Source organism: Dokdonia ponticola, assembly GCF_042653865.1.
GTDB classification, from domain to species: domain Bacteria; phylum Bacteroidota; class Bacteroidia; order Flavobacteriales; family Flavobacteriaceae; genus Dokdonia; species Dokdonia ponticola.
This window is the reverse complement of record NZ_JBHSFV010000003.1, coordinates 293,764-319,167: the sequence shown is the minus strand read 5'-3', so window position 1 is coordinate 319,167 and position 25,404 is coordinate 293,764. Positions and strand designations below refer to the sequence as shown.

At 36.4% G+C, this 25,404-nt stretch carries 22 protein-coding genes; 1 reads left to right on the top strand and 21 read right to left on the bottom strand.

Annotated elements, in window-relative coordinates; translation table 11 throughout:
- Positions 1-9: 9 nt before the first annotated feature.
- The 18 genes from ACFO3O_RS07670 to ACFO3O_RS07585 form a co-directional block, all read right to left on the bottom strand.
- Positions 10-798, bottom strand: coding sequence for a glycosyltransferase family 2 protein (locus ACFO3O_RS07670; RefSeq protein ID WP_379978005.1), 789 nt, complete (start codon positions 796-798; stop codon positions 10-12).
- Entirely contained in the window at positions 782-2,137 is a 1,356-nt protein-coding gene (locus ACFO3O_RS07665) for an exopolysaccharide biosynthesis polyprenyl glycosylphosphotransferase (RefSeq protein ID WP_379978004.1), read from the bottom strand. Before ACFO3O_RS07665 ends, ACFO3O_RS07670 begins: the two co-directional genes overlap by 17 nt.
- A 3-nt stretch (positions 2,138-2,140) precedes the next feature.
- Positions 2,141-3,130, bottom strand: a complete 990-nt coding sequence (locus ACFO3O_RS07660; RefSeq protein WP_379978080.1) for a UDP-glucuronic acid decarboxylase family protein — start codon at positions 3,128-3,130, stop codon at positions 2,141-2,143.
- Positions 3,130-4,440 (bottom strand): UDP-glucose dehydrogenase family protein, encoded by a 1,311-nt coding sequence (locus ACFO3O_RS07655; protein ID WP_379978003.1) that lies wholly within the window; start codon positions 4,438-4,440, stop codon positions 3,130-3,132. The genes ACFO3O_RS07660 and ACFO3O_RS07655 overlap by 1 nt, the downstream gene beginning before the upstream one ends.
- 125 nt (positions 4,441-4,565) lie before the next feature.
- A complete protein-coding gene (locus ACFO3O_RS07650) occupies positions 4,566-5,789 on the bottom strand; it encodes a WcaI family glycosyltransferase (protein ID WP_379978002.1) in 1,224 nt (407 codons plus the stop codon).
- Between the two features lie 41 nt (positions 5,790-5,830).
- Positions 5,831-6,376, bottom strand: a complete 546-nt coding sequence (locus ACFO3O_RS07645) for a putative colanic acid biosynthesis acetyltransferase (protein ID WP_379978001.1) — start codon at positions 6,374-6,376, stop codon at positions 5,831-5,833.
- Entirely contained in the window at positions 6,373-7,305 is a 933-nt protein-coding gene (locus tag ACFO3O_RS07640; RefSeq protein ID WP_379978000.1) for an SGNH/GDSL hydrolase family protein, read from the bottom strand. Before ACFO3O_RS07640 ends, ACFO3O_RS07645 begins: the two co-directional genes overlap by 4 nt.
- A 7-nt stretch (positions 7,306-7,312) precedes the next feature.
- Entirely contained in the window at positions 7,313-8,392 is a 1,080-nt protein-coding gene (locus ACFO3O_RS07635) for a glycosyltransferase family 4 protein (RefSeq protein ID WP_379977999.1), read from the bottom strand.
- Entirely contained in the window at positions 8,379-9,602 is a 1,224-nt protein-coding gene (locus tag ACFO3O_RS07630) for an O-antigen ligase family protein (RefSeq protein ID WP_379977998.1), read from the bottom strand. The genes ACFO3O_RS07635 and ACFO3O_RS07630 overlap by 14 nt, the downstream gene beginning before the upstream one ends.
- On the bottom strand, positions 9,572-11,017 hold the full coding sequence (locus ACFO3O_RS07625) for an O-antigen polysaccharide polymerase Wzy (RefSeq protein WP_379977997.1): 1,446 nt from the start codon (positions 11,015-11,017) through the stop codon (positions 9,572-9,574). The genes ACFO3O_RS07630 and ACFO3O_RS07625 overlap by 31 nt, the downstream gene beginning before the upstream one ends.
- 74 nt (positions 11,018-11,091) lie before the next feature.
- A complete protein-coding gene (locus tag ACFO3O_RS07620; RefSeq protein WP_379977996.1) occupies positions 11,092-12,516 on the bottom strand; it encodes a hypothetical protein in 1,425 nt (474 codons plus the stop codon).
- Positions 12,498-13,820: a flippase gene (locus ACFO3O_RS07615; protein WP_379977995.1), complete on the bottom strand. Its 1,323-nt coding sequence runs from the start codon at positions 13,818-13,820 to the stop codon at positions 12,498-12,500. The genes ACFO3O_RS07620 and ACFO3O_RS07615 overlap by 19 nt, the downstream gene beginning before the upstream one ends.
- On the bottom strand, positions 13,821-14,864 hold the full coding sequence (locus tag ACFO3O_RS07610; protein WP_379977994.1) for a GDP-L-fucose synthase family protein: 1,044 nt from the start codon (positions 14,862-14,864) through the stop codon (positions 13,821-13,823). It abuts the gene before it with no gap.
- A gap of 3 nt (positions 14,865-14,867) precedes the next feature.
- A complete protein-coding gene (gmd, locus tag ACFO3O_RS07605; protein WP_379977993.1) occupies positions 14,868-15,983 on the bottom strand; it encodes a GDP-mannose 4,6-dehydratase in 1,116 nt (371 codons plus the stop codon).
- A 30-nt stretch (positions 15,984-16,013) separates the two neighbouring features.
- A complete protein-coding gene (locus ACFO3O_RS07600; RefSeq protein WP_379977992.1) occupies positions 16,014-17,024 on the bottom strand; it encodes a YveK family protein in 1,011 nt (336 codons plus the stop codon).
- A 20-nt stretch (positions 17,025-17,044) separates the two neighbouring features.
- Entirely contained in the window at positions 17,045-18,733 is a 1,689-nt protein-coding gene (locus tag ACFO3O_RS07595) for a DUF6909 family protein (protein ID WP_379977991.1), read from the bottom strand.
- 18 nt (positions 18,734-18,751) lie between these two features.
- Entirely contained in the window at positions 18,752-20,239 is a 1,488-nt protein-coding gene (locus ACFO3O_RS07590) for a GH3 auxin-responsive promoter family protein (protein WP_379977990.1), read from the bottom strand.
- 1 nt (position 20,240) lies between these two features.
- Positions 20,241-21,107: a M23 family metallopeptidase gene (locus ACFO3O_RS07585; protein ID WP_379977989.1), complete on the bottom strand. Its 867-nt coding sequence runs from the start codon at positions 21,105-21,107 to the stop codon at positions 20,241-20,243.
- Positions 21,108-21,203: 96 nt separating this feature from the next.
- On the opposite strand from ACFO3O_RS07585, the gene ACFO3O_RS07580 reads away from it, so the two are divergent.
- Positions 21,204-21,401, top strand: coding sequence for a Sec-independent protein translocase subunit TatA/TatB (locus ACFO3O_RS07580; protein ID WP_379977988.1), 198 nt, complete (start codon positions 21,204-21,206; stop codon positions 21,399-21,401).
- Positions 21,402-21,480: 79 nt separating this feature from the next.
- Here the strand turns inward: ACFO3O_RS07580 and ACFO3O_RS07575 are convergent, their stop codons facing one another.
- The 3 genes from ACFO3O_RS07575 to ACFO3O_RS07565 all read right to left on the bottom strand — a co-directional run bounded on the left by ACFO3O_RS07575 (position 21,481) and on the right by ACFO3O_RS07565 (position 25,348).
- Complete coding sequence (locus ACFO3O_RS07575) at positions 21,481-22,458, bottom strand: DUF4837 family protein (RefSeq protein ID WP_379977987.1); 978 nt, start codon at positions 22,456-22,458, stop codon at positions 21,481-21,483.
- A 24-nt stretch (positions 22,459-22,482) separates the two neighbouring features.
- Entirely contained in the window at positions 22,483-24,081 is a 1,599-nt protein-coding gene (locus ACFO3O_RS07570) for a lytic transglycosylase domain-containing protein (RefSeq protein ID WP_379977986.1), read from the bottom strand.
- 154 nt (positions 24,082-24,235) lie between these two features.
- Positions 24,236-25,348: an FG-GAP repeat domain-containing protein gene (locus ACFO3O_RS07565; protein ID WP_379977985.1), complete on the bottom strand. Its 1,113-nt coding sequence runs from the start codon at positions 25,346-25,348 to the stop codon at positions 24,236-24,238.
- Between the last annotated feature and the right edge of the window lie 56 nt (positions 25,349-25,404).

Below are 25,404 nucleotides of genomic sequence, written 5' to 3'. Positions count from 1 at the left end.
GTATGAATATTATTTGTTCTCAATCCACTTCGTTCTTATAAAGAAGTACTCGTAAAAAAATCGCAGTAAGCAGAACGCCGATTTACCCCAAGAATAGCCTAAATATTCTTTATAAAACTTAAAGTTATACTTGACTAAGTTTACTTTATTAGAACTTATGGATCCTTGTCGGATTCTGTAAAAAGCTAAATCTTCCTGAAGTCCTAGGGCAGGTCTGTTGCTTTTTTTGATGGCTTCTAACCAAACAGCCCAGTCTTGGCGTTTTCGGATGTTAGGCGCGATGATTTTACCTATTTCCGAAGCTTTATAAATGCCCGTTAGGTTCCCTATATAATTATTACGGTGTTGTTTTTTGTAGGTTAGCTTAGGGAGCGCTTTGATGCGTTTTCCAAGAGGTTCCCCAGCTTCATCGATGTGTACGTAGCTTGTGTAGGAAACAGCAGCCTCGTTTTCTTGCATGAACTGCAACTGCTTTTCTAGTTTTTCGGGATGCCAAAGGTCGTCTGCGTCTAGAAAGGCGATATACGCTCCTGTGGCGAGTTCTGTGGCTTTGTTTCGGGAATGGGCGGCACCGCTATTTCGCGAAAGCGTGACCACTTTTATACGTGTATCTTTTTTTGCAAAGTCCTCTACAATTTGCAATGAAGTATCTGTAGATACGTCATTTACAATAATATGCTCCCAATGCGTATAGGTCTGATTTTGAATACTTTTTAGTGTTGCAGTGATGTAGTTTTCTGCATTATACAGTGGGGTGATAATAGAGACAAGCGGGAGGTGATTAGTAGGCTTTTTCATCTCCTGTTAATGCTTTTACTACCGTTTGAATGATAATTTTTATATCGAGAAGTAATGACCAGTTTTCTACATAAAAAATATCAAATTTCACTCGATTTATAATATCATGATCTGTCTCTACCTCTCCTCTATAGCCACTTACCTGGGCAAGCCCTGTAATACCTGGTTTTATAAAATGACGTACCATAAACTTATCGATGCGTTCTGCATACATGTGCGTATGGCTTACCATGTGTGGTCTTGGTCCTACGACTGACATGTCTCCTTTTAGAACATTTATAAATTGTGGTAGCTCGTCAATACTGGTAGAGCGTATTGCGCGCCCTAAACGTGTAATGCGATGATCATCCCTACTTACCTGATGTAAATCTGCTGTAGGATTGGGTTGCATCGATCGAAACTTATAGCAATAAAACTCTTTGTAGTCAAGACCATTACGTTTTTGCTTAAAAAACACAGGACCTTTGGAGTCTAGTTTTATTAAAACGGCCATAATAGGTGTAAGCCATGAAAGTAAACCGACCAACACTAAAATAGACATGACGATATCAAACGTACGTTTTATAAACTGGTTAAGTGGAGTGTCAATAGGGATATTTCGTAATGATAGTATGGGGGTAATTCCTAAGTATTGATAATTGAGTTTTTTTGTAAAAATCTCTTTATTATCAGGAATAAACTTAAGAATTTTAAGGTTATTGTCTGCAAATTCTGAAATCTCTCGTATTTGCTCATTCTTAAATTCTGAAATAGAGCAGTACATCTCATCAATGCTATTTTCTATGATAAATGAAAAACAAGATTCTAATGAGTCTTTTCCTGAAGGCTGTATGTCAAACTTCTTGATCACCTGATATCCGTAGGCTTTATTTACATTAAAGAAGTTTTCTAATTGTTTTGTTTTTGAGTTTACTCCTAGAATAACAACACGTCTAAAGTTACCGCCTAAAATGGTTCTATATTTTTTAAGGAGGTAAAAAACGCCTAATTTCACGATTGTAATCCCTATAAAAACATACAAGATATATACAGCAATCTCTTTAGGCATGCTCTTGATTTCCTGAAAAAAACCAAAAAAAGCAAAGACCAGCAAGGTAAATAAAATCAATTGAATACCTAATAACGAAAAGATTCTAGTAAGAGGAGTATATCTATATACTTCGTAAAAGTTAGATTTTATGGAAGAAACGATCCAGGTACATACAATAAAGCCTATAAAGAGGTATAGATGTGTGTCCATACTAAGACATACCTTGGCTAGTATGATAATGATCAAGAGATCCATACTATACATAATGGGTCTTATAAAGCCAGAGTATCTTCCTTTTTTGTAGGCCATTCGTTATTTTACTATGTGCTTAGAGAAGTCTTTATGCTCGCTTTTATGGAGTTTCTCTTTGGTAAGGCTTTTAAAATAATCATAGGTGCGTTTCATTCCTTCACTACGCGATACTTTTGCTTCCCAACCTAACAGTTTTTTTGCTAAGCTAATGTCAGGTTTACGCTGCATGGGGTCATCTATGGGTAATTCTTTATAGATAATTTTCTGATCGGTTCCTGTTAGTTTTATAATCTCTTCGGCAAAATCTTTGATTGTGATTTCGTCATCATTTCCAATATTCACTGGTAAGGGGTAATCACTCATTAATAACCTAAAAATTCCTTCTATTTGATCATCTACATAGCAAAAAGAACGGGTTTGTAAGCCATCTCCAAAGATGGTTAAATCTTCCCCTCGTAATGCTTGTCCCATAAAGGCGGGTATCACTCTCCCATCATTAAGTCTCATTCTAGGTCCATAGGTATTAAAAATACGTACAATACGCGTTTCTAATCCATGGAAACGATGATATGCCATGGTGATGGATTCTTGAAAACGCTTTGCCTCATCATAGACTCCTCTGGGGCCTATAGTGTTTACGTTACCGTAATAATCTTCAGATTGTGGATGCACTAATGGATCTCCATAGACCTCTGATGTGGATGCAATAAGGATGCGTGCATTTTTCTCTTTGGCTAATCCTAAAAGGTTGTGGGTTCCTAAAGACCCTACCTTAAGTGTCTGAATAGGTATTTTAAGGTAATCTATAGGGCTTGCGGGTGAGGCAAAATGTAATATGTAATCAAGTTTTCCAGGGACGTGTACAAATTTTGTCACGTCGTGGTGGTAAAACTCGAACTGCTCGAGTTTAAATAAGTGCTCGATATTTTCAAGACTTCCTGTAATAAGATTATCTATTCCCATCACATGAAATCCTTCTTTTATAAATCGATCACATAAGTGAGAGCCTAAAAATCCTGCGGCTCCTGTTATTAAAACTCGTTTGCGCATCATGATACTTCTTTTCTACCTATAGATATATATGTAAATCCTTCTTTCTCCATATCTTCTACATCATACAGGTTACGTCCATCAAAAATGATAGATTCTTTAAGATTGTCTCTTAATTTTGTAAAATTAGGAGTTCTAAAAATACTCCATTCTGTACTGATCACCAATGCATCTGCATTTTCTGTCGCTTCATACATATTTGTAGCAAACTCAATTTGGTCTTTGTATTTTGCTTTTACATTATCCATTGCTTCTGGATCAAAGGTTTTAATTTTTGCTCCTTTAGCGAGTAATGCATCAATCATATATAGGGATGGTGCTTCTCTGATATCATCTGTTTCTGGCTTAAATGCCAGTCCCCAAATAGCGATTGTTTTTCCTGATAGATCTCCATTAAAGTGAGACATGATTTTAGGAATTAATTTTACTTTTTGATGATTGTTTACGTCAATAACGGCGTCAAGGATTTGAAAATTGTATCCAGATTCCTTTCCCGATTTATGAAGTGCTTTTACATCTTTAGGAAAACAAGACCCTCCGTAGCCTATCCCAGGAAATAAAAATCGTTTCCCGATTCGTGAGTCAGTTCCCATTCCACGACGTACTTTATCTACATCGGCACCTACGAGTTCGCAATAGTTAGCAATCTCGTTCATGAAGGTAATTTTTGTCGCAAGGAATGAGTTAGCAGCATACTTAGTAAGTTCTGCCGACTTTTCATCCATGATGATTATAGGGTTTCCGGATCTTACAAAAGGCTTATAGAGTTTTTCCATAAGTGCGGTTGCTCTCTCTGATGAGGATCCTACCACAATTCGCTCCGGTTTCAGAAAATCATCTACCGCAAATCCTTCCCTCAAAAATTCTGGGTTAGATACCACGTCAAAATCAACAGTTGTTTTTGCTGCAATAGTCGCTTGTACTTTTTCGGCAGTTCCTACAGGGACCGTACTTTTATCTACGACTACCTTGTAGCTTTTCATTTTTTCTCCAATATCATTGGCAACGCCTAGGACATAGGATAAATCGGCAGATCCGTCTTCATCTTCTGGAGTCGGTAATGCTAAAAATATAATATCTCCGTGATCAAGACCCTCTTGTAATTGCGTAGTAAACGAAAGTCTTCCTGCTTTAATATTACGTTCAAAGAGTATATCAAGGTGAGGCTCATAAATAGGCACCTCTCCGTTTTTCATTCGGTCTACTTTATTTTTGTCTATATCTACACAGACCACTTCATTTCCTGTTTCGGCAAGGCATGTTCCAGTAACTAAACCCACATAGCCTGTTCCTACTACGGTTATTTTCATCTCCTTAAAAAGTTTTATTTTCTGTCAAACAAATAAAAAAATAATTTGTTGATGATTATTTCATTTTTAACTCCGTTAAAAGACAAAAATAGGGAAGTATTTACTGTATTTTATGACCAGAGGGGTTATAATTGCGAGAGTTCCTTTAAAAAGGAAGCTAAAATTTGATTTTTTGCAAAATTTGAGACAACATATGCTCTTGCGTTGATGCCCATTTCTTTGGATACTTCAGGAGCGTTTTCAAGGGTTTCCAACTGGCTTATGACCGTATGTACTTCTTTTTCGGAACTGTAATATCCGCCTTGTGATTGTATCATAGAGGTGGCTACTTCAGATTGTGCATGTCCTGTAATAATGGAAGGTTTTGCGCTTGCCATCATGCCTAATATTTTAGAAGGCATCACCGTATCTACCACTTCTGGTTTTTGAAAAAGAATATGAAGGTCTGCGCTGCATAACAAATCAGATAATTCCTCATAAGGAACAGGCGGATACAGCGTGATATTTTGATATGGTTTTATTTCTTCTTCGAGCCACGTGCGTTTTGAACCGTCTCCTACGATGATGATTTCAAAGCGTTTATCATCAATAGCTTCGGCAAATTTTAAGAAAAAGTCCCAGTCTTGTTTGTCTCCAATATTTCCAGAGTATAGTATTTTGAATTTTGAGGATATTAGGAATGGGTGCGCTTTCGCGAAAGCGGGGTCTATCTGCTTTTCATCAATCCAATTCGGCAAGAAATACGTAGGAGCGGTTGTTTTTTTCTTAAGTTTTTCAATCATCGTATGACTGATGGTACTTACTTTATCTGCTTTTGAAAACAACGATTTTTCAATCCACATCAGGAACCGATACACCATGCCTCCTTTTTGCTCACCACTCTTGGTCAATCCTGATTGAAAAGCGGCATCAAACTCAAAGTCTTGTATATGAATCCATGATTTTGCTTTAAAACGTCTTTGTTGGATATACCCCAAAAGGGTCGCACTTGTAAACGGGACAACAGAAATCACGATGTCACATTTTTTAATGTTCCAGAGGTTCCGAAAAGATCCCCAAGTAAAAGAGAGAATATGAAGAATTCGCTTAAAAAAAGTAGGGTTTGCAGGTACATACTGCTTGTATCTATACACGTTTATAGTGCCTAGTTTTTCTTTGAGATAGGAAGGTTTGTCTTGATACGCTGGAGCGATTTTCCATTGTGGATAGTAGGGAAATGCGGTAATGACATCCAATTGAATATCTTGATCTTCCAGATATTGCGCAAGTTGGGTAGAATATAATCCAATGGCGGTGCTTTCTGGATAGAAATTAAGACCAATGAGGGTAATATGAGTGCGTTTTTTCAAGAAAAGTTTGTTAGGCTACAAAGAACGTATTTTTTATGAAGTTACACACGATCTCGCACAGGTTTTGCAGGATTGCCTATGCATATTTTACCTGAGGGCAGGTCTTTAAAAACACTACTCCTTGCGCCTACAACTGTGCCTTCTCCAATGGTTACGCCTGGGGCGACATAGGTATCTGTGGCAAGCCAGCATTTGGCTCCAATGGTTATTTTTTGGGCATAGATTCTAAAATCTGGAGATTCATAATCATGCGTGCCTGTACAGATGTAGCCTTTCTGAGAGATGACTGCGTGTGCGCCAATTTCAATTTCACCAAGGGTATACAATACCACCTCATCTCCGATCCAGCTGTAATCGCCAATCGTGAGCTTCCAAGGATACGTAATTCTTGCAGTGGGTCTTAGGATGACTCCTTTTCCTATGTTGGCACCAAATGACCGTACTAAAAAACGACGCCATCCATATAAAAATTGAGGCGACCAAGCGAATAAGGTTGCTTGCACCATCCACCAAAGTTGAACCGTGAGTTTGGATTTTCCTCTAAAATCTTTAGGGGTTCTATATTGATTTAGGTTTTGATATTTCATTTTTCGGTAATCCACCCTTTCTCTTTAATGATGTTTGCTAAAAATTTGCCTGTAGCTTCATAGCCCAAGGTATTAAAATGTACGTTGTCATTTAAAAAAATCCTCGGAATACAGTCTTTTTGTATGTCTTCAAGGTCTTGAAGAGTTGGCGTCATTCCCATATCATAGATTGCTTGATCAATCATATACCTACGTATATCGACAAAATGGTCTCCAAACGCTTCTTCTAATACGGTATTCAATCGTGTAATATTGGTATGTGCAGTACTTCCTTTGGCTTCTTTGTCTGCAATGCCATTACAAATAGATAAAACGAGATAATGATTCTTCGCATTTTCTCCCATATAATCGATCATTGCCTGAATATGACCTCTGGTTGTATAGATGGCATCTCCTGCTTTTTTATCATTTCTACCTGCCCAGATAATCGTCCAAGTATCTCTATATTTTACAGCATTACTAAATGTAAATACCACCGTGTCTTGTATAGAGAAGTTTTCTTCTAAATCATCTGTTGTGAAGGTATATCCCAGTGTTTTTTTAGGTTCGTTGATATTGGACACTCTTTCAATACTTCCTGAAATACTATCGATAGCCCCTTCCCTTTGCTGATCTGTTTGAAAGTTTAAGGGCGCTATATTATAATACGTTAGTGCGTTACTTTGATCTGTTTTTATAATATTATTTTCAAACGTAATTTTAAAAGGAATACCTCCTTGTAATACCCCAATACTATTGGACTGTAATCCTCCTACTGCAAAATTTTTATGTGCGATATCTAATTCGTCAGATATGATTTCTAATATAGAAGCATCACCTCCAGATCCTTTCATCATGCTATCTCCCCATCCCACTAATTTAGTAGGTCCGCTGAGTATATCACAACTACTCACAAAAAATAACACACAAAAAAGTAACAAGAATCTCATATAGATGTTATATAATGTCTAGCAATCTTTTCTTAAACTGTAATCTAGTGAAATTTTTGGTAAAGTATATTGTATTAGATTGGCTTATTTTGGATAGCTCTTCTCTATTTTCAGCGTAATATGTTAGAGATTTATATAAATCCTGAGGGTTTCTTTTTTCAAAAAATTGTCCGTGAATTTTGTCTTGTATTACATCTGGAATGCCTGCATGCTTGGTGGTTAAAATCACATTTCCAGTTGCCATGGCTTCTAAGATAGAAATGGGCTGTCCTTCCATTTTATAATACGTGGGGAGTACAAAAATAGTTCCCCAATGTAATAAACTATTTTTTTCATTGCCTTTAACAATTCCCACATAGGTGGCATTTGTAAGACGAGAGAAGCGCTTTTCTATTTCTTCTTTTTGCGTATAGTCTATCGCCCCAGCAATTTTCGCTTCATATGGGATATGATTTGCCTCAAGTAGTGCCAATGCATCTAGAAGGTCAAAAATGCCTTTTTCTTCCATCAGATTACTCAAATAAATAATTTGAAGCTTCTCAAAAGATTTCTTAGTGGCTGTTTTAAGTAAATAGTCTTCTGCAAAATTAGGGAGTACGTATACCTTGTTTTCTGGGATGAAAGGCGTCATATTCCCTTTGAGAGATGCGGAAAGGACAATCCCTTTTGTCGTCTTAGAAAGTAAGTAATGAAAGATTTTTTTCTTGATCCCCGTTAACGTTTTGTATTCATTTCCTAGATGATTCCCATGTACATGAATAATAATCTCCTTTCTTAAAAGAGCACTTAACAAAATAAAAGCAGTGTATTTTACAACACCAAAAAAGGTTTGTCCAGGCGTTATGTAAATAGTCTTATAGGAGAGAATTTTATAGGCTTTTGGATAAAATGATAGGTTAAAAAATAGCTTGTGAAATGAGAATTTGCCTATCGCCTCATCAAATCTTGAATAAGAAGTATTAATGACCCCTACCTTGGTATTGGATTGTTCTTTTAGAATATCGCACACCACTTTATTTGCTAAAGAGACGCCTGTGGTAGGTTCTGGAAAAGGGCCAATCATAAGTATAGATCTAGACTTCATCATGAACGTATAGACTTTTAAGGCCAAAGAAATTTAAAAAGAAGGCAAAGAATATAATCCCCGATTCCCGTTCTAATATATTTTCTGTAAACATCACAATCGTGTAAAAAACAAGCAGTAAAATCAGCAATTGATTATTGTAACGAATGGCATAGATAAGATTGATCCCTGTTGTAAAAAGAAACGCAAGTAGTACGATGATCCCCCCGATTAAAAGTAAACTAAAATATTGATTATGCGCATTGTATTTACCTTTTACTAGCAACTGATTTCCCTCCTGACGATATTCTTCTACTAACACATCATTATAGTCTCCTATACCGTACCCTAGTATAGGCGCTGCTATGATTAATTTTTGAGCCGTTTCATAAATTGTATATCGAATGTTTGTTGAGGTAACTTCTCCCTTATCTATGTTTTCTATTTTAAGGAGTTCTACAAATTTGTTTCGGGTTTTTGGAATCGCAATGGTTAAGAAAATTAATGTGGTAATCGCCAATAAATAGGGTTTCAGTAGTTTTTGTTTTCGTTGAAAAACCACAAACAAAGAAAACACAATCATAAGAGCGATTAAAGGTCCCTTTTTTGCATACAGCAATAGGAATAGCACTAATGTGATATCAATCCCTATAATAGCTGCTATTTTAACCTTAGAGCGTACCTCTCGGAGTATATAAAAAGAGAATAGGATGGCAATGCTACAATGCATAGACATATAAATAGGGTGTATATTAAACTTACCCATCTTGACTCTAAGTACTGTTGCAAAATGCTCCATCATTTCTGGAAAAGAATAATGCGTCCCAAAAAACCACAGAAAAGGAATTACATTAAATAAGAAAACACCTATTAGATAGATCCATAAATACGTTTTAAGGCTTTTAAAAATCTCTTTACTCTCTGCTTTTGTGAGCATGGCAAATACAAATGGAAATACAATGAGGGATGCCATTTGCATAAGTTTACGTTGTCCATACGCTGTATTATCACTGTAAAAATAAGTGCCTAAAATGACTAGGAATATCAACGTATTTGTAATAAAAAAACGGGTGTCAAAATGCCAAGGTCGCTGCAGAGCATTTATAAGCACTGCAACTCCAAACATTAAAATGGCAATAGCCTTTAAATTGGAGGGCAACACCACCAAAGCAAAAAGAAGACCAATAGCAATCTTAACGATACTTATTCCTTTAAGGCTTTTGATTGTTTCCATGTTTTTTGTTTATAAATAAAGAACGCTAAAAGTCCTTCTATAAATTTAGGGATTACAAGAACTCCTATGAGTGCTCCTACGTAGTATGTATATCCGTTGGTAAAATCTCCTCTGAGTAAAAAAATGAGATGTATCGCTAAATAAAAAGCCATTATCTTTTTTAAATAATCTTCACTTTTTAACCACGAAATAGCCTTTACAATAACAATCGCCAATGCAATAGGTGCTATAATTACTCCTAGAACTCCAAAATTTATAAACCCCTCAGAGACCAATGGATTTGACAAATTACTATAGGTAAAATCATAGGTATCTATTAGATGATTCCCAACAAGTTCTCCTGTAGAAATAGGTTTCTCTTCCCAAACCCCTCTAGGTATAAAAAACAAAAAGGCACTTAATAACTGATACCCTAAAGAAAAACCATACTCTTTCACATAATCCATGGTGGCCATGATATTTGAAAACGCATCATAGTTTAAGGTATTAAATGCAGACGCAATCCCTCCTCCTTTCATATGATCAAAAACAATCATAGGGTTTTCTAAAATTTCTTGAAAAGAAGCTTCAGAATGTGTCAATATTGCAGATAAAGGAAATGCAACAATCATCGTAAAGAAAAGAAAGAATAAGGTCTTGATATTGGTATTAAATAATCTAGGAATGAACAAAAATATCATACTTATATACAGAGGTCCTAAGGCATTTCTTTTTTCAACAAGCGGATTTTTGAACCAAAGTAATAGTAGTCCTAAGAACAAGAAAATTGCAAAAATTGTCACAAGATTTACTGCTTTTTTCTTCTCTTTCTTAAAATATTGAAAACATAAAATAATTCCCGCAAATGGCAGTAAAAAGAACACTTTTTTCCAGATCAAAAAAGTAAATACCGAAAAACCTGATTTCATCCAAGCTGGCCGACTTAACTCACCCGAGACAAAGGTGTAGCTGGCAAAAAACACGAGTAACGTAACCATTGCAATCACAGCGATTAAAATGGGCGTCATCTGTTTTGAACTTTCTTTAAGTTTTGGCACACGCGCTATTGCTTTACTTTTCTTGAAAAACAAATAACTCAAAAAGAAAACAACATTAAAAATCGAAATTAAAATGTTTGTATATATCGCTAGATCCTTATCATACGGGAATTTATTGTTAAACTCAGGGTTCACACCTTCAAATGAGTTGATTTGCACCATAGGCGCTACTATGAAAAACAAAAAAGTAAACACAATATATGCCGACACAAAAGGAGAGTATACGCGTTCTGCAAATATGTGATATAAGGTAATCCCAGCAAGAATTAAAGCACTCACTAGAAAAGAAAACCACACATCTACCTCTCCGTCAAACGTTACAAATAACGCAACAGTGATAATTGTATAGACAAAAAGCAATACTACCTTGAGTCTCATAGTGGTTTTATTTAAAATCTTTAATCGTTTCTATTATTGCTTATTGAGAATGCTGTATTCGCTTTCGCGAAAGCTTACTCTTTCAGCTTCCCGATGAATAAATGCCTATTAATGGCGACTTCTTCATCTAATATATGCTCAAACTTCTCAGAAAATGCATCCCTAAACCACTCTAATGTATAATACTCTGGGAACGCTGGAATAGCATCCATGTCTCCAAAATAAAGACCTAAAGGCATAAACTCTACAATAATATACTTATTTGTAAGAGACGCAAGCACCTTAAAAATATGATCTAAGCTCACATCCTGAGTCAAAATCAAATGATGTGTCACTGCGAGTGCCATCACGATATCTGCACTGATTCTTTGGTCTATTTTGAGTGTGTTACTCCTGTTATTAGGCCTTACAAAATCATATACTAGAGGGAGTACATCTTTCCTATTTTCGTTATTAATAAAGATACGGTCTAGTGCATTTTTATCATAGTCAGTGGCAATGATCTTCTCAATCTGTGTACTTTCTAACACATAATTTGCAAATTTCCCTTGATTCGAAGCCAGTTCGATTAAGGAAGAAGCGTCTTGTAGTTTGGTTTTAATAAGTTCTGTGATGCGTAAAAACCGAGCATCACTTGACGGGTTTTTATCATTGTGATAATCTTTCCAATACGAGTCTATTCGACTCTTATCAACACTGTTAATTAACCTACGTGCTTTTTTTGTCGTAAATTTATTTTGATAGAATTTTTTAAATGCAAGTAGCTTGTCAATATGCTTGTGTCCTCCATACTTATCCATAACGCGACGGTACCTAGCCACAGAAAGGCGTCTCGTATTGTTATGAACTTTAAAAAGTAAATTCGCTATTTTTCTTCCAAAGAAGCTCGCGTATTTATGCCTTAACTGAAATAAGTCTTGGTCACTAAAAAAGCCATTATATAAAAAGATGCTGTTAGAAAGGTCTGAAAACCCTTTATTGTATAAATACAAAGGCATGTAAAATGAATTATAAAAGTTGAGGTATCCAGACCAGCTTTTACCGTTTTTATCATCTCTTTTTAAGATACTTCCAAAATCAACATAGATAGGCCTCGCCATATCATACACGACATTAAATGCGTGTACATCAAAAAGTTCATAGCCATACTTATTTACAACTTCATTGGCATCTAAAACCACATTTGCAGCTCTGTGAAGCATCGTAAAAGACCATTCGTAAGGATAGTTCCAGTACGGGATACGTTCATGTTCTATAACGAGTTCATATCCTTCAATCTTTGTGTCAGAAATCCACGTGTTGACAAAAAGTTGTTTGTCTACCAGCTCTTGCATCATCCCACTGTCAAACATCTCTTTTACTTGATCGACATACTCAGGATGCACTCCTCGTAGTACCCTATCTTCATAGAAATATAAAGTGCATACTTTATCTATAGAAAACTCAATAGTTGTTAAATCTTTTACTTTTAATTCTTCACTCATAATGGATGTATCCACGTGTTTAATTTAAAGATATTTAAAAACGCTCTGGTTTGTAAATAAAAATTTATTCTGGTCTTTTTAAATAGCGCATTTACAAAGTATCCCGAAATAGCATACGATATTAATGTTGCATAGGCAGCACCAATAAGTCCGTACCATTCTATAAAAAATACATTGAGCGATATGTTGACAATCGCTCCTGTAACGAGCCGTATACTAGAAAATTTTTCTAGATTTTCATTTAAATAATATCCCCAAGAACCATTACTTAAGAATACAAAAACGATAGACCAGATATAAAGTACTAATATATGACTACTCTCTGTATATTCACTTCCGAACAAAAGTGGCACAAAATAGCTCGCAAAAATCGTATAAAGAATAGAGACAACCACTGCAATTTTTATTAAAACGTCATAGAGTTGCTGTAGCCTTTTTAGAAACAATGTTTTATCTTTTTTACGCATACTCACTAACGATGGAAAAACAGATTGTGTGATCGCCACCGTCACAAAAATCCATATACTCGTCATTTTTACAGCAACACTATACAACCCTACAGAGCGTTCATCAAGTATTTCATCAATCATCACTTGATCAATCTTCATATAGAGTGCCGCAGCAACAGACCCTATAATTAAAAACCAGCTTTTCTTCAATAAACTCTTTGCAATAGACCACTTAAAACGCCATTTTAAAAATGACTTTTTATGATGCATATAAGAAATAATATATCCTATAGATATGAGAATCCATTCTAGCACTAAGGCGTATGCAAAATATATAAGTGGCGCTTTAGAAAGGATAAGAATCACTTTTACAATACTTAGCACACCAACTGCTACAAAATTACTTATAACGGTGTACTTACTAAGCACTTTGCTTTGAAAGTAAAAATCAACGCCCCTAATACTCTGAAAAAATATGGTCAGCGCAATCACCATGACCATAGTATTTTTAATAGTTGTATTATCTAGAAGGCGTGTAACAAAAACAATCCCTGCAAACATCACCACAAAGCCTATAAGCCTTAATCCAAGTGTAGTGCCTAATATCTCATCTCTTTTTGAACTATCTTTTACGAGCTCTCTAACTACAATTTGGTCCAATCCTAAAGTAGCAAAAGCAGCAAATAGATATACAAATGATTCTGCATAGCTTAATATTCCAAAATCATCAGGACCTAAATAACGAGCCAGCCATATTCCAATAAAAAAAGCATCTATAATACGCAATCCTTTTTCTGCAAGAAGCCATGCCGTATTTGTAAAATACCTGCCTACACCTTGGTTAGAAAAAAGTTCCTTTACTTTAAACATTTATTGCTTTTCTAGGTACCATGCATACAATCGTGCTACACCTTCTTCTAATGGAACTTTATGTTTCCATCCCAAGCCATGTAGCTTTGATACATCGGTCAGTTTACGTAAGGTACCATCAGGTTTTGAGGTATTAAAGGTAAGTTGTCCTGTAAAGCCTACTATTTTCTGGATGATCTGTGCCAATTCTTTGATAGAAATATCTTCGCCTGTCCCAATATTAATGTGTGTATTTCTAACGTCACCTTCAGGTGTTACATCGGCAAAGTTGGTGTTTTCCATAATGAAGACACAGGCATTTGCCATGTCTTGACTCCATAAAAACTCTCTGCGAGGCGCTCCTGTTCCCCATATTTCGACCGAGGTTCCTGAAACTCCATATTTTTTTAGGGTTTCTTCCGCTTTCGCGAAAGCGGACACCCCAAGATCCCGCATTACTGCTTCTTTTTTTCCTTCAGAGAGTAGCTTTGCCAAATGCATCTTCCGGATAAGCGCTGGTAATACATGGGATTTTTCTAGGTCAAAATTGTCATTATACCCATACAAATTGGTAGGCATGACCGAAAGAAAGTTCGTGCCGTACTGTATATTATAGCTTTCACACATTTTTATACCTGCGATCTTTGCAATGGCATACGGCTCGTTCGTATATTCTAACGGACCTGTAAGCAGACTATCCTCCGGCATGGGTTGTGGTGCTTGTTTTGGGTAAATACAGGTACTCCCTAAAAAAAGTAACTTCTTAACACCGCTGAGATAGCTTTGATGAATCACATTATTCTGAATCATCAAATTGGTATATATAAAATCGGCTCTGTAGGTATTATTTGCGACGATCCCTCCTACTTTTGCTGCAGCTAAAAACACATATTCGGGTTGTTCTTTTTCAAAAAAAGCAGTAACGGCAGCGGTATTGGTTAAGTCTAGTTCTTTATGAGTTTTATAGATAAGGTTGGTATATCCTTTTTTTTCTAAATCTCCTTTAATCGCACTTCCTACCAACCCACGATGTCCCGCAATATATATTTTTGCATCCTTATTCATAGGCTATTCAAAGTAGTTTAAGGTTGTGTATCCTCCTTCTTTAAGATAGCTGTCTTTCTTCATCAAATTAATATCACTTTTCATCATATCGTGAACCAGTTCTTGTAAGGTATATGCTGGTTTCCACCCTAGTTTTTCATAGGCTTTTGTGGCATCTCCAATCAATAAATCAACTTCGGTAGGCCTAAAGTATTTTTCATCTACCGCCACGACTTCTTGTCCTATTTTGACAGGATAATCAGGGTTTTCTGAAGCTATTACAATTCCTTTTTCATCGACGCCTTCTCCTTTAAATTCTAGGGTGACCCCAATGCAATGAAATGCCATTTTTATAAATTCTCTGACGGGAGTTGTGGTGCCTGTTGCTATGACCCAATCCTCAGCCTCCTCTGCCTGAAGGATCATCCACATCATTTTTACATAGTCTTTTGCATGCCCCCAATCACGCTTTGCATCTAGGTTTCCGAGGTACATTTTTTCTTGCAACCCTAATCCTATCCTAGAAGTAGCTCGTGTAATTTTACGTGTCACAAAGGTTTCTCCTCGGATAGGGGATTCATGATTAAAAAGAATTCCATTACACGCAAACATACCATATGCTTCGCGATAGTTTACTGTTGCCCAATAGGCATACATTTTGGCCACTGCATACGGACTTCTTGGGTAAAAAGGAGTATTCTCCGTTTGTGGTACTTCTTGCACTTTTCCATAAAGTTCGGAAGTAGAGGCTTGATAAATTTTTGTCTTTTTTTCTAGTCCTAAGGCACGTACCGATTCTAGTATTCTCAATGCGCCTAGTCCATCTACATTGGCGGTATATTCTGGCATTTCAAAAGAAACCTGAACATGACTCATCGCTCCTAAATTATAAATCTCATCAGGTTGTACCTCCTGAATAATACGTAATAGGTTAGAGCTGTCTGTAAGATCTCCATAATGCAAAAAGAAATTACGATGATCTACGTGAGGGTCTTGGTATAAATGATCTATTCGATCTGTATTAAATAGAGAAGATCTCCTTTTAATCCCGTGAACTATATACCCTTTTTTAAGAAGAAACTCGCTTAAATACGCACCATCTTGTCCTGTAACTCCTGTTATTAATGCTGTTTTAGTCATACTGTTTATTTTGACAAAGAATCTCTTCAATTAATCCAATAAGTTTTGTGACTCTACTTCTCTTCTTAATGAAAAATAAGTGTAACGAACTCCTGCAAAAAATAAGAATATAAATACAAATAGGACAGGATAAATAATTTCTTTTCTGTCTTTAAAAGATTCTTGTTTTGCTGTTTGTAAGTCACTTATAACTACGACGGCATCTAAAGACTCAGCTAGATCATTTCTAAGCTGTTCTGTTTCTATAGCAAGAGTGTTTTTAAATGTCAAAACTCCATTTATGTTAAGCGTGTTGGAGTTATTAAAAAAGGAGAGTTTTTCATTAGAAATCTGACTAGAGAGGTCTGCACTCTTTGTGTAACTTTCTACCAATGCGTCAGATTGAACCATAATCGATTCATTTTGCTTTATACGTTCCTTTATATTTTGGATACGCTCTTCTTTGATACGTTGTATGAACGGCTTATTATTTACATAATCGATTACCTTAGCTATTTCTGTTTTTGCCTCTTCGCTTCTTAGATCAATGATCAATTTGTGATACTTGTAATTTGTGTAAAAGCGATCTGATGCAAATAACTCTTCCTCATCATTTACTTCTAATTCTTTGATAATGGTTCCAAAAGTTCTATCAGAAATTTTCAACTCTTCCACAAGACTCATTACATCTATCACAGGTTTTATCTCTACAGATTTTATAGGTATGTTTTCTATCGATAAGTCTACGCTTCTTAAAAACACACTATCTTTTTCGGATAGATTTTCGTCAAACTGCTTGATAGCATTATACAGATATGCTTGGCTATCAAAATTAGATTGCACAACAACTTCAGATCTATAGGTAGGTTTCCCTTTGGAGAAAAAACCAAGTGTGGCTCCTGCAATAATAAGTAATAAGATGATCCACCAAAACTTGAATGTGAAGTCTACTGCCTTAAAGCAAAGTGCTAAAAACTTGTAAAATGTTCGCTGAAAAAGCGTGAAAATATCTTTCAGATCCATTTCCTGATCAACATTGGATGCGGGTTGCGGTGCACTCATGTACTTTTGGTTTTTGGTAGTTATAATTTATAGATATGATGTAATATCTTTTCTGTAATTAAATATGTAGGTTTTACCCCTGTTGTTCCTAATCCTCCAGAGGCAAGTGTACTTCCTGTTTCTAATGGATTATCCGATGCATAATACGCATATAGTACTTCTACATCTTCCTGAATATTTCCACGTAACTTGGACGCTGCTTGTATGGCTTTTTGATAATGAGCCCCCTCCATTTCTAATCCTATCACATTCCAGGTACTATCATAAAAGAATTTTAAAATATCTCGATTTTGTAATGAGGTTCCAAGCACTGTTACCATAGCTCCTTCAAAAACGCGTAACCCATTGCCTTCTAAATCTTCTTTTTTAAGGGCATTCTTAAATGGATAGTTATCTGCTGTACCCTCAAAAAGATGCGCAGAAGGGATCATGATATCTCCTTTACCTCCATCTAGTATTCCTGCTTTCCCCATGATAGACACAGATCGCACATCAAGATACGTAGTGTTATCCAGTTCGTTAAAGGGTTTTAGCAACTCCTCCATCGTTTCATACGCTTGCTCACCAAACGCATAATCCATTACTAAGATGACTGGAGGGTCATTTGGTTGCGTGGTTTGATCACAAAATTGGTTATCCTTGATAGCAAGTTTACACATATCAAAAATTTGTACATTGATATTTGTACCGCTTTCATCGGCTACGTAAATCATTCCGTTTTGAATAGCAGCCTTCTCTACTTTGTTTCTTAATTTTTCATTTTTCTCATCACTTAAAAGTTCGTAAACGTCTAGTTTTGACCCTTTTTTAAGCTCTGTTTTTAATGCTACTGGGGCATATATGGTATTCATCACACTGTGCATATTGGCACTAATGATATGAATAGGTCTATGGATAAGGCCGTTTTCTTTAAGCGTCTTTTTAATGTTTTGCGCCCATATTTCACCGTGTATATGATGTCCTAAACGCTCTCTTAATACAGGGCTAAAGGTTACCGTTCGTTTATTGTCTTTTGTCATCTCTGCAATGGCTAGTTTGCCTAACCAATAGATGATTTCTAAAAAACGTCTGGAATTATTTTTGGTGTTGAATAAAGGAGCCGCTTCACTTACCTCTTGAAATGTTCTTCCCAGAATATTTGCGGTGTGGGTAATAGCAACTTCTCTTTCTTTTTGTGTAAACTCCTCGTCAGAGAGTACTGCTTTTTCTAATTTTTCCCAATCTCTTGTCAAATCTCCTCTGTCATTGATCAAAACACGATTCATGATTTTATGAGATTCTATAAATAAAAACGTGAGATGTGTCAGAATATCATAAATCTCAGAGCGTCCTCTAGTGATTTCAATATTCATTTGCTCTTCATCAATTCTGTAACAATTACGTCTACGCTTACGCGGAATAATAGGCTCAAAGAGGCTATTCTTATAGCCTTCATCACTGGTTAAATTAATAAACCGACACTCTTCTATTCTTTCAGGAAGTCTGTCTATCACATACAACAGTCCGTCTAGCTCTACTTTTTCTTCAGCGATAGAGCCATAAATTTCAGGTCGTAAAATCAGTAATGCTTCTCGGAGTGTTTCTCCAGAGACTCCCATAGGTTTATAGAAACCTCGGTTGAAAAGATGGCGCATGGTAATGTACATGCGTTCGATGGCGCTGCTACTCTCTTGTGCTCTTGTACGCCCTTGTTTTTTTAATATACTCATATTAAAGGTCAAAGATACTTAAATAATCGGTAATCGATCTGCGATTTTACGATCATTAGAAAGTCGCGGGATTTTATTCTGTCCTCCTAGTTTTCCTATAGATTTCATATACTCATTAAATCCGCCAGGTGTGACTTTGGAGATTTTAAGCGGTTGTAAAACATTTCCTGCGATAAGGTCGTAATAATAAGAGTTTTGAGATTGTAAAGAGGTGTCTATTGCTTTCGCGAAAGCGGACAAATCCTCCGCCTCATTTTCAAATTCAATAAACCACTCGTGGTACGGCAATCCTTCTTGAGGGGTTATTTGGGGCGCCACGGTAAATTCATTAATACGAATCGTCGTGCCTTGTATCGCTTCTTGCAGGGCGTGTTCTACTTCTTTTCCAATGACATGTTCTCCAAAAGCCGAAATAAAATGCTTAATCCTCCCTGAAACGAGAATTCGATACGGTTTTGTAGATGTAAAAATCACCGTATCTCCTATATTATAGCCCCATAATCCAGCACTCGTAGAAATAATCATTACATAATTTACGCCCACCTCCACATCTTTTAAGGTGATGCGTTGTGGGTTTTCTTCAAAAAAAGAATCCGCTTTTATAAACTCGTAAAAAATGCCATTATCGAGCTGTAGGAGCATGCCTTTTTCTCCTTGCTTGTCTTGAAAGGCAAAAAAACCTTCACTGGCAGGATATAATTCGATACTATCTACTCGGCGTCCTATTAAATTTTCAAATTTCGCGCGGTAGGGCTCATAGTTGACCCCTCCGTATATGAAGAGGTTAAAGTTCTTAAAAAGGTCGCCTACGGGCTTGTTTGACTTCTGTATGAGCTTCTCAAAGTACATTTGTACCCAAGAAGGGATGCCACTGATGATAGTCATGTCTTGGTCAATGGTTTCTTCCACAATAGCGTCCACCTTTGTTTCCCAATCGTCAATACAATTGGTCTCCCAACTAGGAAGTCTGTTTTTTTGGAGATAGTTAGGTACGTAGTGCGCTACAATACCAGAAAGTCTACCGACTTTGATGCCGTTTTTTTCTTCTACTTCAGGGCTTCCTTGTAAAAAGATCATTTTACCATCTACAAAACCTGTGTTTCCAGTCTCTGCGATGTAACATAAAATAGCATTACGGGCAGTATCTGGATGTGTACGCATACTGTCTTTGGTAAGCGGAATATATTTTGCGCCAGAGGTCGTCCCTGAGGTCTTTGCAAAATATAACGGCTTTCCAGGCCATACAATATCGGGCTCACCAGCAACAACGCGATCTATATAGAGGCGTAGTTCCTCATAATCTCTTACAGGAACTTCACGTACAAAGTCTTCATGCGACTGAATTTTATCAAAATGATGATCATTTCCAAATTCGGTATACTGAGCTGCGTCTATTAGGTATTTAAACACCTTTTCTTGTGTGGCAATAGGGTTAGAAGACCATTTGTCTATTTTTCGCTGGATACGCGATGCGAATATTTTTGCAGCAAAGGATTTGAGAGACATCTTATTTAAAATCTATATAATTAATTGGATTTATTGGATATCCATTGTTCCATAATTCAAAATGTAAATGCGGCCCTGTGGTCAATTCGCCTGTATTTCCTACAATCGCGATGACCTCCCCTGCTTTCACAAGATCTCCTTGCTGTTTTGATAGAGAAGCATTGTGTTTATAAGCGGTAATAAGATCATTTTGGTGTTCTATAATGATGACATGTCCTGTGTCTGCTGTCCAAGAAGCAAAAATAACTGTGCCATCGGCAGCGGCTTTTACTGGCTCGTCTTTTTCTGTAACCACATCTACCGCATAATGTTTGGAATCACTATCAAATCCAGCTGTAATCATTCCTTTGACAGGTGGAAAAAGAGCAAAATCTGCCGATCGAGTTGCCGTTTCAAAAAGATTGTACTTATCCTGTGCTTCTACTGTAGCTCTGAGTAAGGAGTCTTCTTTTGAAGGTTGGATGGTAATATCTGCTACCTCTATTTCTTTATCTTGTATGGAGTCCTTATTAAATTCTATGGTTTTTAAATCTCCTGTTAGCACCTTTTTTATAGAGGCATATTGTTGATCATTAATGGCTATGACTGTCGCTAATGAATCTGTTTTTCTCTTTAAATCAAAGGCTTGTTTTTTAAGTTTTGTACTAGAATAGCCTGGAATATACTCGCGTAGAGGGGTAAATGCAATGAGTAAGGTGGTCAATGCAATGAGAACAATGGCCGAAATCCCAACCAGAATAAATACGTTAAGCCTTGTTAACTTGAAAGATACGCGTTCTTCAAACGTATCTTCGTTCAAGATAACAAGCCTGTACTTATGCAGGAGTTTTTTTGCAATCGCTTTTTTTTCGCCTTTAGTACGTGACATATGCTTACAAATATACTATCTAAAGTCTTAAAAATCTCCCTATACAACCGCCTCATCATATTTCTTTAGTATCTTTGTATTTCTAAAATCAAAGACATGAATTTTTTAGGTATATTTTTAGGTATGGTTGGGCCTTGGCAGATAGGTCTTATTGTTTTGGCAATATTATTACTTTTTGGAGGTAAGAAAATACCAGAAATGATGCGCGGCCTTGGTGGCGGAATCAAAGAATTTAAGAAAGCCTCTAAAGATGAAGATACAGATGGCGATTCTAAACTAGAAGAAAAAAAATAATTTATATACAGCTGTATATCAAAAAACCCGATGCAATGCATCGGGTTTTTTCGATTTGTATTGTTAGGATTCCCTATTATTAATTATCTATAAATCGAGTAGAGCGTAAAATAGCTTCTAGCTCAAACATATTATCTCTTTGATCTAATGATGGAGAAAATATAAAGCCTTCTACAACAACATATCTATTATTCTTTTCATCACGTATTGCGTAGTTTAAAAAAGGACCCACCATAAGACGTCCATCTCTTACTTCCCACGTTCCTTTCATTTCCCAAGCAAAATGACCGTCAATTTCTGTTTCAAATAACTGAGGTGCAAAAGAACTTTCGGTTAGAAAACGACCTTGATTCAAGGAAATATTTTTTCCAGAAACAGAATCTCTCATTCGTACAATACGAGCGACAGAAAATGTGTCTTTATCTATCACGTTTAAAGGCACTTCATATACCGTAATATTCATATTACCACTTCTTTTTATATTCTTAATCATCCAAAAGAAGTTTTCGTCACGCTTCACATAATCATACGCTGTTTGAAAACGCATCGTAATACCAAAAGTAGATTTGAGAGAGTCTGTTTTTTCTAAAGACTTACTTATACGCATTTGAGTTGCTTCTAGTTCGCGTTCTCTAAACGCTTTGATAATACTGTCTTTATTGGTTTTGATGATTTCTATAATCTCATCTTCGGTTTGACCAGCAATCATCACGCCCGTTTGTCTTCTTGCTGTTATATCTTCTTCTACAGAAAAAAGAGCCGGTTCTCCTAGTTTTGTAGAAATAAAAATTCTGCTTTTTGACACAAACCCTGTAAACTTATCTGGGGTGATTTGATCTAGAGTATATAGAGGTTCTTCGCGTGGAAGCCCATTTACAGGTGTAGTTAAAATATTTCGTAAAGTATCTCCTACCCGTCCTTGCCACAGCTCTTTATCCATGACGATTTTTACGTGATTTGTATTTCCTATAGAACCTTCTAGCGAGGGTGTTTTTGACGTTTTTTCACAAGAAATAAGAACTCCTAAAGAGAAGATGGCTATGAGTAATTTTTTCATGATATGTGCGTTTTAAGAATGTTATTATTTGGAAACCACAAGTTTCATTCCTGGTTTGAGTTTATTACTACTAATATCGTTCCAAACCTCAATATTTTTGACACTTACACCAGGAAATTTATTAGCAATCTTCCAGAGAGAGTCCCCTTCCTTTACTGTATATATCTTTTTCCCATTTGTGACGACTGTTTTGGGAGTACTAGTTGTCGTTGACGAAGTGACAGGTTTTCGAGGATAAATGGTCAAGCGTTGTCCTACTCTCAGGTTGTTAGACCTCAAATTATTCCATTTTTTAATCTGACTCACGCGCACACCATATCTATTGGCAATTTTTCCTAAATAATCGCCACTTCGCACGCGATATCTAATCTGGTCACTAGCCGTTGTGAACTTAGGTAATGGTTTTTCTCTTTGATCTATTTCCGCTTTCGCGAAAGCGTATATCTCCTCCTCATTCTGCACAAAAGTGCCTATCTTTTCTGAAGGAAGCCTCAAATAATACGTCTCCTTTTCTACAAACGGAATAATATCCAGCTTATATGAAGGATTCAAAAACTGAATCACCTCTAACGGCTCTCCCGTGATTTTTGCCACCTGCTCCAGCGTAATTAATTGTTTTATGTGAACCGTGTCTGTCTGAAAATAGTTGACAGGTGCTTTTTTAGGTTGATATCCATGTTCTTCAGCATATTCAAAAAGATACATAGTCGCTAAAAAAGCAGGGACATATCCAGCTGTTTCACGTGGAAGATTAGCGCGTATGTTCCAATAATTTTTATAGCCTCCACTACGGCGTATGGCTTTTGAAACATTACCCGGTCCTGAATTATAAGACGCTAAAGCTAGATCCCAATCACCAAAAAGATCATATAACTTTGAAAGGTATTGGCACGCCGCTTCTGTCGCCATGATAGGATCCATACGTTCATCTACATAGGAGTTGACATCCAGCCCATACATTTTTCCCGTGGTAAACATAAATTGCCATAAACCGGTTGCTCCTACTCTAGACTTAGCACGTGGTCGTAATGCCGACTCTACAATAGCTAAATATTTCATTTCTAGTGGGATGTCGTACTTATCTAACGTCTCTTCAAACATAGGGAAGTAAAACTGACTTACTTCCATCAATCGTTCCATGCTAGGTTTGTGGCGTTTTAAATAGTTTTTTATCACGCTTTCCAAAGAAGTATTATAATCTACATTAAAAGGAGTCCTTTCATTAATGCGCGCTAGTCGTTTTTTTAAGGTGTCTGTAGGTAAATCTAGATAGACTTCTTCTTTATAATCCAACTCATGCACCATGTTATTGATAGAATCGAAAAGGTCCATTCTGGCTAGTTCATTGCGCCATAAAGAGTCCAAGCGTGCCGCAAAAGGCTCATCTTCCAGCTTAAACACGATAGAATCTCGCGAAGTCGTTTTCAGTTCTCTTTTATTGGTTTCGTTTACAAAAGACGTAGTCGTGATCGAATCAATCACAGTAATCGTGTCTCTTTTAAGCGTTGTAATCTGTTCTTTATTTTTTTTCTTAAAAGACGAATAGGATAGGGTGTCTTGCGCTTTCGCGAAAGCGGAAACCAACAAAAACCCCATAAGACAATATAACTGTAGTAATCTCATAGTTTTTACAACGAGGGTATTACAAAATTCGTATGAATAGTGCGTACTTCAAATATAAGTGTTTATTCATAAGTGTCGCTTCTATTCGTGTGCAAAGACAGAAAAAGCCACCTTTTCAAGTGGCTTTTTCTATTTAATTTTATAATAAATATAACTAGTCAATACTCAAAGAAACTATCGTGGCATTCTCTCCAAACCCTATAATATCTGCCTTGTTATCTCCATTAACGTCAGATACATAACGTATATGCTCAGATAACCAACCAGCATCATATGTAAATCTGTCGTACGCTCTTACTCTTGGGGAAGTAAAATTTCCATCTCCTTCCCCATAATATAAATAAACAAAATCTCTTTCTAATGAAATGATATCCATATTATTATCGCCATTTATATCTGCTATACGTACTGGTTCAAAATCAAAGTGACGATCATGAAAATGGCCTGGTAAAACCATAAAAGAAGTACTAAACGTCCCATTTGTAGTAGCAAGAGATATCCAAACACCTCCATTTCCATAAGCAACAATATCTCCCCTACCATCACTATTTACATCTGCAATTTCTCTACGCTTACCTTGCCAAGTATCGTTACTCCCGTAATTAGTGCTCGCTGTAAATGGGGTAGAAAATGTTCCATTAGCTTGTCCAAAAGCAACAACTGTGTCATCAGACCCAAAACCTACAATGTCTGCTCTACCGTCCCCATTAACATCCTTAACTGTTTTTGGATAAATTTGCCATCCATCTGACGACCCAAAGTTAGAGTTAGCAAAAATAGGAGTACTAAAAGTACCATTAGAATTTCCAAGAGCGACAAATGTCGCATCATTACCAAATCCTATAATATCTGCTCTACCATCACCATTTACATCGCTTACATGTCTGCTTTTAAAGCCCCAAGAGTCATTATAGGCAAAAGTAGTACTTGCGAGAATCGGGGAACCAAAAGTACCATTTGAACTTCCTAAAGCTACAAATGTATCATTGATTCCAAATCCGATGATATCAGCTCTACCATCCCCATTTACGTCTGCTACTCGTTTTAAAGTAAAGTTACCCCAACCATCAGTTATTCCAAACGTTGAACTTGCCTGCATAGATGAATTAAACTTCCAGATAGGACGTTTACTATTTGAATCTTGAATGTCTTCATCTAAGGGTAATGCTGAGCTTGTTAACATTGCATTTTCCTGACTTATAGGCTCCTCTGTTTGACAAGAATACATCAATACCAATGCAGATAACAGAATAATTTGTTTTTTCATCTTATATGTGTTTTTTATTTAATACACATCCCTGTTCTCTCCTTTTGATTTTTGTT

Coding starts and splice junctions, on each gene's coding strand:
- ACFO3O_RS07665 (WP_379978004.1), bottom strand. CDS start 2,137: ATGGCCTACAAAAAAGGAAGATACTCTGGCTTTATAAGACCCATTATG.
- ACFO3O_RS07635 (WP_379977999.1), bottom strand. CDS start 8,392: ATGATGAAGTCTAGATCTATACTTATGATTGGCCCTTTTCCAGAACCT.
- ACFO3O_RS07615 (WP_379977995.1), bottom strand. CDS start 13,820: ATGTTTAAAGTAAAGGAACTTTTTTCTAACCAAGGTGTAGGCAGGTAT.
- ACFO3O_RS07600 (WP_379977992.1), bottom strand. CDS start 17,024: ATGAGTGCACCGCAACCCGCATCCAATGTTGATCAGGAAATGGATCTG.
- ACFO3O_RS07575 (WP_379977987.1), bottom strand. CDS start 22,458: ATGAAAAAATTACTCATAGCCATCTTCTCTTTAGGAGTTCTTATTTCT.
- ACFO3O_RS07610 (WP_379977994.1), bottom strand. CDS start 14,864: ATGAATAAGGATGCAAAAATATATATTGCGGGACATCGTGGGTTGGTA.
- ACFO3O_RS07595 (WP_379977991.1), bottom strand. CDS start 18,733: ATGAGTATATTAAAAAAACAAGGGCGTACAAGAGCACAAGAGAGTAGC.
- gmd (WP_379977993.1), bottom strand. CDS start 15,983: ATGACTAAAACAGCATTAATAACAGGAGTTACAGGACAAGATGGTGCG.
- ACFO3O_RS07585 (WP_379977989.1), bottom strand. CDS start 21,107: ATGTCACGTACTAAAGGCGAAAAAAAAGCGATTGCAAAAAAACTCCTG.
- ACFO3O_RS07570 (WP_379977986.1), bottom strand. CDS start 24,081: ATGAGATTACTACAGTTATATTGTCTTATGGGGTTTTTGTTGGTTTCC.
- ACFO3O_RS07590 (WP_379977990.1), bottom strand. CDS start 20,239: ATGTCTCTCAAATCCTTTGCTGCAAAAATATTCGCATCGCGTATCCAG.
- ACFO3O_RS07565 (WP_379977985.1), bottom strand. CDS start 25,348: ATGAAAAAACAAATTATTCTGTTATCTGCATTGGTATTGATGTATTCT.
- ACFO3O_RS07670 (WP_379978005.1), bottom strand. CDS start 798: ATGAAAAAGCCTACTAATCACCTCCCGCTTGTCTCTATTATCACCCCA.
- ACFO3O_RS07640 (WP_379978000.1), bottom strand. CDS start 7,305: ATGAGATTCTTGTTACTTTTTTGTGTGTTATTTTTTGTGAGTAGTTGT.
- ACFO3O_RS07645 (WP_379978001.1), bottom strand. CDS start 6,376: ATGAAATATCAAAACCTAAATCAATATAGAACCCCTAAAGATTTTAGA.
- ACFO3O_RS07655 (WP_379978003.1), bottom strand. CDS start 4,440: ATGAAAATAACCGTAGTAGGAACAGGCTATGTGGGTTTAGTTACTGGA.
- ACFO3O_RS07580 (WP_379977988.1), top strand. CDS start 21,204: ATGAATTTTTTAGGTATATTTTTAGGTATGGTTGGGCCTTGGCAGATA.
- ACFO3O_RS07630 (WP_379977998.1), bottom strand. CDS start 9,602: ATGGAAACAATCAAAAGCCTTAAAGGAATAAGTATCGTTAAGATTGCT.
- ACFO3O_RS07625 (WP_379977997.1), bottom strand. CDS start 11,017: ATGAGACTCAAGGTAGTATTGCTTTTTGTCTATACAATTATCACTGTT.
- ACFO3O_RS07660 (WP_379978080.1), bottom strand. CDS start 3,130: ATGCGCAAACGAGTTTTAATAACAGGAGCCGCAGGATTTTTAGGCTCT.